Raw genomic sequence first — 13,366 nt, forward strand, 5'->3', positions numbered from 1 at the left:
CATAGCGAAGTGTTTTCCTCATTCCTGCAGGCAGGGCTAGACTGAGGGCATGATCGTCGTTTCCATTATCTTGTTCGCTTTGGCCGCCGTCGTTCTCGTGGTGGGTGGGCTCGCCACGATGAAAAAACTACCCGGCAACAGCATTGTTGGACTTCGCGTCCACGAAGCTCGCAAATCCCCGGAAGCCTGGATCACCTCGCACGCGGTGGCCGGCCCCATCTGGTTAGTCGCAGCAGCAAGCTTCATTTTCGGTGCTTTGGTTTCCCTGCAAGCGACGGGCCTCATGTGGGCGATCCCGGTCTTGACGACGATCGTTGGCATCATCGCGTTATCCTATGGCGCAAACCTGGGAGCGCGTACCGCGGTGCTGTATGACCAGAATGTCAGCGCGAAGCAAAACAGCGAAACGACCGGTGGGTGTTGCTCGTCTGGTGGTGGGGCAGCGGCGGAAGAAAAGTCGGCTGCTCCCGCGGTTGATGTTGGCGCGCTTCGGAAAGCCGCCGAACAAGCCGATAATCAATAATTGAACGTCCTATTAGACCCTTACTAAAACCCCACCGATTAACGACACTGTGACGTTATAGGAGTGACCATCACATGGCTAAAAACTGTTCCCGCCGAATGTTTCTTTTAGGTTCTGCCACCACCGTTGCTGGCGCTTTCCTGGCCGCATGCGGGGAGGAGCCTTCCGTCGAAGTGGCCAAGGCTGAGGTGCCGGTTGGTTCCGCAATCATTGCTGACGGATTTATTATCGCGCAACCACAGGCCGGAACGTACCTGGCCTATTCACAACGCTGTCCCCACCAGCGCAACCTCATCACCAAAGTGGAAGGCGATCAAGTACGCTGCACCGCGCACAACTCCGTGTTTAACATTGCTGACGGTTCGGTGGTGCAAGGCCCAGCCCGCGATCCAATGGAAACCGCCTCAATAAAAGAGGCGGGAGACAAGCTCAACGTTCAGGGATAGCCGGAAAGCTACCAGAAAGGGGAATGTTTCACGTGAAACATCTTTATACGCGCCTGACTTTGACCATTCCCGGTGCGGGTACGGCGATCCATTTGGCGGATCTCGAAGAAACCGGAAATGACTGCGTCGTGCACCGCATGATTGCGTTGACGCCGGAAGAAACCATTGCCGGGGCAGCGCACGTCGACAAGCCAGGGACCGCACAAGAAAAACTCACACGCGCTGGGCAGATCGATATTCCGAAGACCACAGTGCCGCACCCTGACACTTACGGCGACTATCCGGACATCACCACCAAGCGGTTAAGTAACGACGCTTTCGAAGCCTGGTGGGTGGAAGCGCAGCAGCGATTCCCGGAACTCGGCTAAACCCGTAGCCTTAAGCCGCATCAAGCAAAAATCAGGTTGATGCACGCTACGTAAGCAGCCGTGCCGCCAATAATCGACAGCGCTGGCGAGCGGCGCCACCGATGCAAGCCCACGGTCACCGCGATACCAGCAAGCGTCGAAAGCACAACCGCAAAAGAAAACGGGCGCTCGAAAATCGTGTAAATGACCAGCACCACCATCACGCCGGCGAGCATCAATACCGCCAACAGGCTCACCAGCGGGCTACCGCGCATGAGCCTGATGAAAGAGAACGGGATTTGACGCAACGCCAGCGTCACGAGCGCCACCGGGATCAACACCGCGAGCACCTGCGACAAGCTCATGCCGGCGGGCAAACCATAATTTTCCATTACTGCTCACCCGCTTCGATGTTGCCCACGTGCCGGTGGCGGTCACTGAATCGTGCAGTGGCGATACTGCCGTGGCGGGCCTGGTTGCGAGGTTCACGCCGAAGTTCCACCCAGGAATCAAAGGTAGGGGAGAGGTGACGCGCAACTAAAAAGCCAAAGTATGCAGTCAAAGCGACCACCAGCATCTGCCCCGGCAACAGCACTCCACACACAACGGCGAGAACACCAGAGACGAGCAACAGCGAGTAGTCACGGTGATTATTGAACGCTTCCCAGGCCAACACAATAAACAGTGCGGTCAAGGCGAAATCCATGCCCTCGATACTGTCGGGGAGTGCCGCACTCGTAATGGCAGCGAACGTGCCAGAACCCACCCAAGAACATTGCAACGCAATTTGTCCCGCCAATAATTGGGTCCCATCAACCGGGGCATCTTGCGGACGAGCCGCAGTGATCGCATAAGACTCATCCGTTAAGGCATAGGTGGAATAGATTTTGCCCGTTACCGAACGTACGCGTTCACGTGGGAAACTCAACCCATAGAAAATATGCCGGAAGTTGACCATGAATCCGGTCAGCGCCGCCGACAGTGGTCCCACCCCGGCGGTCATCAACCCCGGAGCCAGAAACTCCATCGAGCCGGCATAAATCACGACCGAGAAAACCGGCGCCCACCACCAAGCGAAGCCGAGTTGGGTAATAAACACTCCGAATGCAAGCCCCAGCGGTACGAGGCCGAGGGTCACCGGCGCCGCTTCCCGCAGACCGGCACGAACGGACTCGCGCCAACTACGCGGGGTGGGTGGCTCGGCTGCCGGCGAAGACAATTACTGCTCCCATTTCTCTTTTAACTTGGCGATCGCTTCTTCTTTGCCCAGCGGGCCGTGCTCCAATCGCAGTTCCTTCAAATACGCCCAAGCCTTGCCAACTTCCGGACCTGGTTGCAGGCCTAAGACCTCCATGATCTCGTTGCCATCCAAATCCGGGCGCACCCGCGCGAGATCTTCCTTTTCCTGAATCTCGTCGATACGGGCAAGCAAGTTATCGTAGGCACGGCGCAGGCGGCGCGCCTTTTTCTGGTTGCGCGTGGTGCAGTCCGCACGAACCAATTTGTGCAGTCGGGGCAGCAGATGCCCGGCGTCAGTCACATACCGGCGCACCGCGGAATCGGTCCATTCGCCTTCGCTGAAACCGTGAAAACGCATGTGCAAAAAGACCAGATTGGCGATGTCTTCGGTCACTGCCTTGGGATATTTCAACTTGCGCAAGCGCTTGCGCGTCATCTTCGCGCCGACCACCTCGTGGTGATGGAAACTTACCCCACCGCCGGGCTTTTTCGCCCGCGTCGCTGGCTTGCCAATATCGTGCAACAATGCCGCCCAACGCAGCACGAGATCGGGCTCCTGGTCGGGGTCTTCCAGATCTATTGCTTGTTGCAGCACCGTCAACGAGTGTTTATATACGTCCTTGTGCTGCAAGTGCTCATCCGGCTCCATCGCCAGGGCCGGAATCTCCGGCAGAATGTACTCGGCCAAGCCCGTGTCGACGAGCACCTCGATGCCGGCCACTGGGTCTAGACCAACCATCAGCTTGTCCAGTTCCACCTGCACGCGCTCGACGGTGATGCGGTTGATCTCGGAAGCCATCGTCGTCATTGCCTCCCGCACCCGGTCGGCAATCTGCAAACCAAGTTGGGAAACAAAGCGAGCGGCACGCAACATGCGCAGCGGATCATCATGGAAAGAAATCTCGGGCGAATCCGGGGTATCGAGCACGCCGGCGACCATGTCCTCGAAACCGCCAACGGGATCGTGGAAGCGACCAGTCACCACAGACGGGTCTTCGTCGTCAAGCATCAATTCCACCGCCATGGCGTTGACCTTGAAGTCACGGCGGATCAAATCGCCCTGCAGGGTGTCGCCAAATTCGACGACGGGATTGCGGGAATCACCGTCGTAGGCATCGGAGCGGAAGGTCGTCAACTCTATCTGTTCGCCTTTTTTCACCGCAGAAACGGTGCCGAATGCGATGCCGGTATCCCACACGGTCTCGGCCCACTCATCCAAAATCGGCTTGACGACGTCCGGGCGGGCGTCGGTGGTGAAATCTAGATCATGTCCCAGACGCGAAAGCATCGCATCGCGGACAGAACCGCCGACCAAAAACAACTGATACCCGGCCTCATCGAATCGTTGCACCAATCCCGCCAGAAGTGGGGAGAGTTCGCGAACGGCTTCGGTGGCGCGTGCTAACAAAGCAATCTGCTGGGTGTCTGAAGAATTCACCTCCGTTAGTCTACTACGATCATGGGTAATGACTAACGAGGAAAATAGCCACAAAAGTCGGCGCCGGAGACGGCGTCGCTCGGCATCACAGAGGGGAGGTCGCACTCCCGCCAGCGGCAGCGGATCCAACAACGCCAGCGGCAGCAACGGCAGCAGCTCTAACAACAGCAACACCAGCAGCAATTCGCCGAAGGGCAACAATGGTAACGCCGCACCGCAAGCCGGCGACAAGACGCACGCCCAGAAAAAGCCCAGCTCGGCAGCGCACAAGCCCCGGCGCAGCAAGCGCCCCAAGCAGGCGAACAAAAATGCGCCACCACGGCGCGGGCAGGGACACCAGCGCTCCGTAATGGAAACCCGCACCGAGACTTCAGCGGGTGGTTTGGTGCTGTCTGGTCTGGCCGAGGCCGTAGCCGAAAATGGCGAGGTTGATCTTTCGACGATCTATGTCGCACTCATCGGACGCCTGGACCGTCGCGGCCGTTTGCTGTGGTCGATGCCCAAGGGCCACGTGGAGCCGGACGAAGACCATAAAGTAACCGCGGAGCGCGAGGTGTGGGAAGAAACCGGCATCCACGGCGAGGTTTTTGAGCCACTCGGCGTCATTGACTATTGGTTCGTCTCCGACGGGGTGCGCATCCATAAAACGGTGCATCACCACCTGTTGCGTTTTGTCGACGGTTGGCTTAACGACGAAGATCCCGAGGTCACGGAAGTGTCCTGGATTCCGGCTGCCGAATTGATTGAGCGACTCGCTTATGCTGACGAACGCAAACTCGCCCGGCGGGCACACGACTTGTTGCCGGATTTAGCGCGCGCGGAAAAAGAGGCGGGAAGGATCACGCCGCGATGAGTCGCTGGGCTGCTTCGTCGATGATTGCGGTGCTCGCGGCGTTCACGACGCTGGCGGGCGCACCAGTTGCCCTGCCGTTTACTAGCCCTGTCGCCGCAGCCGCACCAGAACCGGTGCCGGTTTCACCAGACCGGTCTGAGCTGTGGGGCCTGCCGCATGATCCGCATGCCGACGAAGATATCTCGTTGTCTTTACTCTCCCTACACGATGCCGATTCCGGCACTCCGGCCACCAGCGCCGTCGGGCTGGAGCATCAGCTGCGCGCAGAGTTTCGCATTGATAATCGCTCGAAATCAGAACTCACCGACGTGCAGGTGACCGTGCGGAGGGCGAGCGCGGTGGAATCGGCAGACCAGGCCCAGGCAACCCTGGCCACTGGCGATTTCCCCTACTGGGGCAATGCGATGCACCTCGATGCAGTGGACCCAGAGACCTCTACCAGCGCTTTTCTTGACATTGATACTGCATTGTCCGCGTCACCGAGCTTGAGCATCGACACGCCGGGGTCCTATCCCTTGCTGTTTACTCTGACGGGTCTACAGGATGGCGACCCGGTGCATTTAGCCAGTGAGCGGATGGTGCTCACCGTCGGCGGGGCACAGGATTTTGCTGAGCATTCCGCGGCGCTTGCCGACGCCCGCGATCCCGAATTTGTGCCCGAATTTGCCCCAGAATTTCCAGCATTGCCACCGCACGGTCCGGCGCGCGAGGAACGCGGGCTGTCGGTCATCGTGCCGGTTTCGACTGCCATTGATCCGGTGCCGGGAGCGACGGGTGATGATCCGCTGATCGTGCGTTCAGAGGATTTCACCGAACAGATTTCCGCAGGCGGACGGTTGCATGAACTCGTCGAAAGCTATCGCAGCCATGATTTGGGTGGCGCGGCCTGCATGGCTCTGGATCCGGCGGTGGTGAATATGGCATACCGCATGACCGAGGGCTACTACGTCAATGACACCCGGCCGGAGATCAATAATGAGCCGGTGCGCCTGCGGGATTCTTGGGGCGCATCACGTGAACCTGACCTCGGTGAGCACGGCAGGGGAGCAGAGGCTGCGCGCAGCTGGCTGGACATGCTGCGTGGGCTCGACTGCGTGATGGCGATGCCGTGGTCGAATACTGACCTGAACGCAGTGCATTCCACTCACGACGGCTGGCTGCTCCATGAAGCCACCGACCGCGGCCCGGAGCTGCTGCAGCGCATTCTCGGGCTCGAGGCCGAACCCGTGCTGTTGCCGGGAAGTGGCTATGTTTCACGGGAAACATCTTTTTCTTTAGGAAACCTTCCCGACGGTGCGCACGCCTTGCTTGCCGACGATGCTGTGCCCTCCGCCGCCGATGCCATCAACGACCCCGCAACCAATTTGCGGGTGTCCACCTACGACGGGGCCCTCGCGGCCACGCTGAACGACACCGGCGACAACCCAGTGACCGCCGCCTACAAGCCGCTGGACTACCGCACCGGGGCAGAAAAAGCCTCAAGCCACGCGCGCACCATCACCGCGACCAGCACCCTGCGCACCGCCGCGCGCAACGGAACCGGCAATAGTGAGGCAGAGCCGAACCACCACCCAGCCGGCACCATCGCGCTTCTGCCCGCGCTCGTCGAAGCACCCATCGCCGATACGCTGCTGGAGACCGCAGCCGAACTGCTGACTGAACCCGGTATCGTGGCCCGGCCACTGTCGTCGGCACTAGCGGAAAACGCCGTTACCGAAGGCAACGCCGCAATCGCGGATCCAGCAATCCCGGAGACGGCGTCGGGAAGCCCCTACCCAGACCCGGCAGTATTCACGGACCTGGAAGTCACCCAGGTGCGCCAACAGGTGCGCTACATCAACGAGCTGATGTCGATCATGAACAACGACCCAGACATCGCCCTGACACGTTACGAATACACGCTGTCGCTGCGCCGCGATATGCTCATCGCACTGTCGCACCACCGCCGCAATAGTATTGGCACTTACGACGAGGCCGTCACCGGCACCGCGAAACGCATCAACGCAAACCGCGCGGTATTAAAAGAACTGCGCGAATCCGTTTCGCTGGCACCACCGGGCAACGTCTATACCCGAGTCTCCGATTCCTCACCGCTGCTCGTCGTCGCCAAGAATCAGCTCCCGCTGCCGGTGACGACGCACCTGGATTTTGCATCCCCGGAAGGAACGCGTCTCAACACGCCGGAGCAAGTTAGCATTCCCGCTCGCGGCTCGATTACCGTATCAATGACAGCCGATATACCTGCAGATCGTGGCAGAACCGACATCCGGCTTTGGCTTTCTACGGAAGAAGGCTCCGGAATTTCGCAGCCCGTGGAAATCACGGTCAATACTCGGAACGATTCTGTGATCTTGTATGGCGTCATCGCGGGGTTGACTTTATTGTTGGCCACCGCCGTGACGCTTCGGGTGCGGCGTCGCAGAAAGAATTAGCATGAACAGATTGGTGTGTCGTTGACAGAGACTGAATTTGGTTCGGTTCGATCTACTCGCGGGCGCATCGTCGAGCCGACACCACCAGCACCGGTTCCCAAAAAGCGCCCGCAGCCCGTCGCAGTTTTAGACGCAGAAGATAAATCAGACCTGCGCCGCGGCCGCGTTGACGAGAAAGCCAGCGATGCTGATGTCGTGCGCGCGACCGGCTCCATGGCGATCGCCACGCTGATTTCGCGCATCACGGGATTTCTGCGCAATGTCTTAATCACTGCGACCTTGGGTGCCGCGGTAGCTTCGGCATTCAACACGGCGAACACGCTGCCCAACCTGATCACCGAGATCGTCCTTGGTGCGGTGCTGACCTCACTGGTGGTTCCGGTGTTGGTCCGTGCGGAAAAGGAAGACCCCGATAGGGGAGAGACCTTCGTCCGACGATTATTCACCCTGGCGATCACCCTGCTCGGCACAATTACGCTGTTATCGCTGCTGACAGCGCCGTGGATTACCCGAGTAATGCTGCCGGAATCGGGGCAGGTCAACGAAGTCCAGGCGACGTCGTTCGCATTCTTGTTACTGCCGCAGATCGTGTTTTATGGGCTGTTTGCCCTGTTCCAGGCGGTGCTCAACACCAAAGGAATTTTCGCGCCTGGGGCTTGGGCGCCGGTGGCGAACAACATCATCTCCATCGGGATTCTGCTGCTTTACTGGACGGTCCCCGGCTCGTTGAACCCGGCAGCGCCGTCGCCGATCACCGACATACACGTGCTGCTGCTGGGCTTGGGCACCACCGCGGGTGTCGTCGTCCAGTGCCTGATTCTGGTGCCGTACCTGCGCCGAGCGAAGGTCAACCTGAAGCCGTTGTGGGGCTTGGATGCCCGCCTGAAGCAATTCGGTGGCATGGCCGCCGCGATTGTCGTGTACGTGGCGATTTCCCAGCTGGGCTACGTCATCACCACGCGTATCGGTGCGCTTGCCGACGCCCAAGCTCCCATCATTTACCAGCAGGCATGGCTGTTGATCCAGGTGCCATATGGCGTCATTGGCGTCACGCTGTTGACCGCTATCATGCCGCGGCTTTCCCGCAACGCGGCCGACGGCGATCACAAGGGCGTCGTGCGCGACCTCACAGTGGCCACCAAGCTGACATTTATCGCGCTGATCCCGATCGTGGTGTTCTTTACCGCCTTCGGCACCCCTATCGCGCAGGGCCTGTTCCAGTACGGCCTGTTCGGCGAAGATAGCGCCGTGCTGTTGGGTTGGACGCTGAGCTTTTCTGCTTTCACCTTGATCCCGTACGCGCTAGTGCTGCTGCACCTGCGCGTGTTCTATGCACGTGAAGAAGCCTGGACACCGACGTTCATCATCGCTGGTATCACCGCAACGAAGATTGCGCTGTCGCTGTTGGCACCAGTCATTGCCGCGCGCCCCGAGACCGTGGTGATTCTGCTGGGTGCCGCCAACGGTTTTGGTTTTATCACCGGTGCGATCATCGGTATCTTTTTGCTGCGCCGCAAGCTCGGTTCGCTGCACGCCCGCGAAGTGCTGAGCGCTTCCGGATGGTCATTGGGTTCCGGTCTCGCGGGTTTGGTCGGCGCATATGCGGTACTCATGGTGCTGCGTCTGTTGCCGAGTTCGTGGGGCGAGGCGCTTGTCGACGCCGCCCCGGAGGCCAGCCAGCCCGCACTGCAATCAGCCGGCACCTTGGTCTCGACGATCATCGCGGGTCTGGTCTTTATAACCATCACCGGCATCGTCCTCTCGTTTTCTGGGGTTCCAGAGATTCAGGCCTTGGCGCGCGTGGCTCGGCGGTTGCCAGGTCTGTCGCGGTTCATCAAAGTTGGCGAATCCAGCGATGTCGCCGACGGTGAGATCGACCTGCAGGATATTTCCTCGCGGTTTTTGGCCCAAGACACTTTCAACTCCAGCCCGGTTCCACCACCGATGTCGGCTGGTGTCGTCCGCGGCACCCGCCTGACTCCGGGCGCGCCGGTCTCGGACGGCCGTTTCCGTTTGCTGCGCGATCACGGCAGTGTTGCCGGCGCACAATTCTGGCAAGCCAAAGAAAATGCGACGGGCAAAGAGGTTGCACTGACGTTTGTGACCACCACGGGTAATGCTCCGATGGCAGCGATGACACCAGCGGAATCGGCCCGCGCAGCCGCCAAGGTATCGCGGCGTACCCGTCGTCTAGCGCAGCTGAATCTCCCGGGCATCGCGCCGAATATTCGGGTGCTGTCCTACCGGTCGGGTTGTTTGGTGGTCGCCGACTGGATCCCTGGTAGCGATTTGAAGACTGTCGCCGAATCCGATGGTTTGGATCCAACAGCTGTCGCCGAGGCTTTGGTGCCGTTCGCCGATACGATCGCTACTGCGCACGAGAATGGGCAAACCGTTGGTTTGGATAACCGTGCGCGGGTGCGGATTTCGACGCAGGGAACCGCGATGCTGGCGTTCCCGGCAGTGTTGGATGACAACACGATTGAGCGCGATCGTTCGTCGTTGAAGTCCGCGATTTCGCAATTGGTGGAATCGACCTCACCGACGCCGGAAGAGCTGTCCACGGTCACCGAACCGCGAGAATCGCCACAGCCACAGGTACAGCCGCAGCCACAAGCGGAAGGACAAGCACAGCCGCAAGCGGATGCACAGTCTGCGCCCATTAGCGACACGCACGATACTGCTGCCGACGGCGCACACAACGCTGACGGTGCACGCGCCGCCGAGAGCACAGACGGTACAGGCACTGCTGGTGCCGGTGACAACACTGAAACCGCTGACACCACTGACACCGCCTTCGGCCACGGCATCGGGGCGGCGCACACTGCAGAGACCGGCAGCCACGCGCCGAGCGGTACGGCCGCAGCACACGCTGCTGCACAGGCCGCCGAGCTGCTGGAACCAACCCCCCGGGAAATCGCTGAGCGCCTACGGCGATTCATCACTGGCGAGCAGGAAGAAGAAGCCGGCGCCGTCGAGGCCTTGCCTGTCGAAGACGAGGCAACCCCGGATGTCGAAGAGCGCGCCGGTTTCGGTGCCCGTGGTTATTCCAGCGGTGGAGCCATCGTGATCGCGGTGTTCACGTTCTTGACCATCATCGTCATCGCCGCCCTGGCTGCCTATATCATGTCGTTGTTTAATACCGACGATGATTCCAGCCCGGTCTCCCGTGAGGGCATTCATGCCACCAGCACTCCGCAAGCCCCCGTGATCGACCTGCCGGTGGTGCAGATTCTACAAAAAGCCCAGCTGTTCCCCGATGGCCCAGAAGCTCCCGAGGCTATCGATGGCATGCCAGAGACAGTGTGGGAATCGCACCAACCAGATCCTGCCTTGTTGATCACCACTCAGGATCCCGTGATTCTGACGAATTTGGTGATCAGGTCGGAAACTGCCGGCGGTAAGTTCTCGGTATTCGCTGTCGATGACGTCTCCGGCGATGGTGACGGTATAGGGCCAACCCCCATCGACCCGGCCAACATTGCTCGCGAATCGCTGCCACGCATCGCAACCGGAACGCTGACCGAGGGCCGCAATAACGTGGTCTTGGATGGCCGTAACGAGTTTTCTGGTGGCGTATTGATCCAGTTCAGCGGCGTGGAAGGCGAGTTACGCCTGCGGGATGTCATGGTCACTGGTTTGAACACCATCAACGATATCCAGCTGCAGTAGCACAATTTCCTAGCGCCGTCCGGTTTCGCTTGCACAGTCCACTGTGCAATCCCGGGCGGCGTTTTTCGCATTTGTGGGTTGTAATGGAAGCGCACATGGGGAAGCGCCATCCGGGGGGGGATTATGACCAAGAACAGCAACCAAACCGAGATTTCCGACCAACAGCTTGTCGACGAATTTTGTCGCGGTGATACCAGCGCCTTCGATGCGATTTTCACCAAGCACCGCCGGCGTCTTCGTGGGGTAGCGCGTCGTTATGCGGGCAATGATCACGACGTGGATGACATCGTCCAGGACGCAATGTTTAAGGCCAGCACAAAGCTCAATACCTATCGGGCAGAAAGTGCGCTGACAACCTGGTTGCACCGGTTGGTAATGAACGCCGGTTATGATCACCTGAATCACAAGCACCGTCGGGAGACACCCACGATTGACGCAGAGGTGGTCCCGCACGACCGCAATCCGGCGCTGGCTTATGATCCAGCAAGCAGCGTCGACGCGCAGATCTATCTGCAGGAAGCTCTCGAACAGCTCAGTCCAGAGCACCGTGAGGCGCTCACGCTGACGGATATTGCAGGTTATAGCATCTTTGAAGTCGCGAAGATGCACAACGTTGCCCCAGGAACGGTGAAGTCACGTCGCTGGCGGGCGCGCCAGGCGGTGCGGGAAGCCGTCGAAAAAGCTCAAACCGGCTAATGAGCTCGAACCAGCTAATGAAAACGGGTAGGTACCGTGACAACCAAGTGGGTGATCCCACACCCGACGTGCCGCGTGGCTAGCACTTCATCGCTGAGATAAACCAGATATTGCGCGTAGAATATCGGGGAGACATATCCAGCAACGGAGGAAAATAATGATCGTTCATGATGTCGCCATTATTGGGTCCGGCCCAGCCGGATACAGCGCAGCGCTGTATGCTGCCCGCGCCGATCTCAAGCCAATCGTCTTTGAGGGTTATGAATACGGCGGCGAATTGATGAACACCACCGAGGTGGAAAACTATCCCGGCTTTCAAAAGGGCATCATGGGCCCAGAGCTGATGGAAGAGATGCGTGCCCAGGCACAACGCTTCGGCGCGGATCTTCGCATGGAATTGGTCGACCGCGTGGAACTCGACGGTGAGATTAAAAAGATTTACGTCGGCGATGAAGAATTTGCTGCACGCACCGTGATCTTGGCGACGGGTTCGGCACCACGCCACCTCGGCATCACCGGGGAAAAGGCGCTCACTGGGCGCGGAGTTTCTACCTGCGCTACTTGCGACGGCTTTTTCTTCCGCGATCACGATATCGCCGTCGTCGGCGGCGGTGACTCTGCAATGGAAGAAGCAACCTTCCTCACCAAGTTCGCTCGTTCGGTGACTATCGTGCACCGTCGTGAAGGCTTTTCTGCTTCGCAAATCATGCTGGATCGGGCGAAGAGCAACGAGAAGATTTCCTGGGAGCTCAACAAAACAGTCGATGCCATCCAGGAATCAGCGGGCAAGGTCTCTGGTCTGACGTTGCGCGATACCGTCACCGGTGAAACCAGTGATTTGAATGTCACCGCGCTGTTCATCGCCATCGGTTCAGATCCGCGCACCGACTTGGTCAAAGACCAAATCGATTTGGAAGAGTCCGGCTACGTGAAGGTCAATCATCCGCACACGCACACCAATCTTTCTGGTGTGTTCGCATGCGGCGACCTTGTCGACGATCACTATCAGCAGGCGATCACCGCTGCCGGTTCTGGCTGCCGGGCTGCCATTGATGCTGGCGAATATTTAGCGGCCCAGTAAACAAGGCCGAGTAAACGAGGCCCGATAAGCCGGGCCTAGTAGACAAGGCCCAGTAAGCACAACCACAACGCAACGCCAAGGCCGCGCCTACAGCCGATTAGCTGGAAATTCGCTAGCAGTTGACTCGTTAAACATTAGGTGTTGGCGCAGCGTTGTCTTTGAACTATGGCACATCGATTCCACGCGCGCCGTGGCACCCTGCGGTTGTGACTACACTAGAATTCGCACTAATTCTTGAGAGAAAATCACGAGGTGGCAGTTCACATGAGCAACACAGTTGATATCACGTCCCAGACATTCAAATCTGAGGTCGTGGAATCTGATGTCCCAGTTATCGTCGACTTTTGGGCGCAGTGGTGCGGCCCATGCAAGAAGCTGGGCCCAGTACTGGATGAGATTGCTGCGGAATACGACGGCAAAGTCAAAGTAGCCAAGGTCGACGTAGATGCAGAGCGCACCCTGGCTGCCATGTTCCAGGTCATGTCGATCCCATCGGTGATGATCTACTCGGGTGGCTCCAAAGTCGACGAATTCACGGGAAATCTGCCGAAAAAGCAGATCGTCAGCAAGCTCGACGCGGTTCTGTAATCACGTCGATTACAGAGCAGTTTCTCAGTAGAGTTGAACAGTAGAGTTCAT

12 protein-coding genes are annotated in these 13,366 nt (G+C 59.0%); 9 read left to right on the forward strand and 3 right to left on the reverse strand.

Annotated features, from left to right (window positions below; all coding sequences use genetic code 11):
- The first annotated feature begins 49 nt into the window (after positions 1–49).
- The 3 genes from U1140_RS06770 (at position 50) to U1140_RS06780 (ending at position 1,337) form a co-directional block, all read left to right on the forward strand.
- On the forward strand, positions 50–523 hold the full coding sequence (locus U1140_RS06770; protein WP_369846773.1) for an SdpI family protein: 474 nt from the start codon (positions 50–52) through the stop codon (positions 521–523).
- A 74-nt stretch (positions 524–597) separates the two neighbouring features.
- A complete protein-coding gene (locus U1140_RS06775) occupies positions 598–969 on the forward strand; it encodes a Rieske (2Fe-2S) protein (RefSeq protein ID WP_369846774.1) in 372 nt (123 codons plus the stop codon).
- Between the two features lie 23 nt (positions 970–992).
- Entirely contained in the window at positions 993–1,337 is a 345-nt protein-coding gene (locus U1140_RS06780) for a hypothetical protein (RefSeq protein ID WP_369846775.1), read from the forward strand.
- A gap of 20 nt (positions 1,338–1,357) precedes the next feature.
- Here the strand turns inward: U1140_RS06780 and U1140_RS06785 are convergent, their stop codons facing one another.
- Genes U1140_RS06785 through U1140_RS06795 form a run of 3 tightly spaced genes read right to left on the reverse strand, consistent with a single transcriptional unit; the run spans position 1,358 to position 4,023 of the window.
- Complete coding sequence (locus U1140_RS06785; RefSeq protein ID WP_369846776.1) at positions 1,358–1,708, reverse strand: branched-chain amino acid transporter permease; 351 nt, start codon at positions 1,706–1,708, stop codon at positions 1,358–1,360.
- Positions 1,708–2,535 carry an AzlC family ABC transporter permease gene (locus tag U1140_RS06790; protein ID WP_369846777.1) on the reverse strand — a complete coding sequence of 276 codons (828 nt, stop codon included), beginning with the start codon at positions 2,533–2,535 and terminating at the stop codon, positions 1,708–1,710. Before U1140_RS06790 ends, U1140_RS06785 begins: the two co-directional genes overlap by 1 nt.
- Positions 2,536–4,023, reverse strand: a complete 1,488-nt coding sequence (locus tag U1140_RS06795) for a CCA tRNA nucleotidyltransferase (RefSeq protein ID WP_369846802.1) — start codon at positions 4,021–4,023, stop codon at positions 2,536–2,538.
- Between U1140_RS06795 and U1140_RS06800 the strand changes: the two genes are divergently transcribed.
- From U1140_RS06800 to trxA, 6 genes are all read left to right on the forward strand, one after another.
- On the forward strand, positions 4,022–4,846 hold the full coding sequence (locus U1140_RS06800) for an NUDIX hydrolase (protein ID WP_369846778.1): 825 nt from the start codon (positions 4,022–4,024) through the stop codon (positions 4,844–4,846). The two genes, U1140_RS06795 and U1140_RS06800, sit on opposite strands and share 2 nt — an antisense overlap.
- Positions 4,843–7,278 (forward strand): hypothetical protein, encoded by a 2,436-nt coding sequence (locus U1140_RS06805; protein WP_369846779.1) that lies wholly within the window; start codon positions 4,843–4,845, stop codon positions 7,276–7,278. The genes U1140_RS06800 and U1140_RS06805 overlap by 4 nt, the downstream gene beginning before the upstream one ends.
- Positions 7,279–7,293: 15 nt before the next feature.
- Positions 7,294–10,950 carry a murein biosynthesis integral membrane protein MurJ gene (locus U1140_RS06810; protein WP_369846780.1) on the forward strand — a complete coding sequence of 1,219 codons (3,657 nt, stop codon included), beginning with the start codon at positions 7,294–7,296 and terminating at the stop codon, positions 10,948–10,950.
- Between the two features lie 123 nt (positions 10,951–11,073).
- A complete protein-coding gene (locus tag U1140_RS06815; protein ID WP_369846781.1) occupies positions 11,074–11,646 on the forward strand; it encodes an RNA polymerase sigma factor in 573 nt (190 codons plus the stop codon).
- A 157-nt stretch (positions 11,647–11,803) separates the two neighbouring features.
- Positions 11,804–12,727: a thioredoxin-disulfide reductase gene (gene trxB, locus U1140_RS06820; protein ID WP_369846782.1), complete on the forward strand. Its 924-nt coding sequence runs from the start codon at positions 11,804–11,806 to the stop codon at positions 12,725–12,727.
- 264 nt (positions 12,728–12,991) lie between these two features.
- Positions 12,992–13,315: a thioredoxin gene (trxA, locus tag U1140_RS06825; protein WP_369846783.1), complete on the forward strand. Its 324-nt coding sequence runs from the start codon at positions 12,992–12,994 to the stop codon at positions 13,313–13,315.
- Positions 13,316–13,366: the final 51 nt, after the last annotated feature.

The organism is Corynebacterium drakensteinense, from assembly GCF_041224285.1.
In the GTDB taxonomy this organism is placed as follows: domain Bacteria; phylum Actinomycetota; class Actinomycetes; order Mycobacteriales; family Mycobacteriaceae; genus Corynebacterium.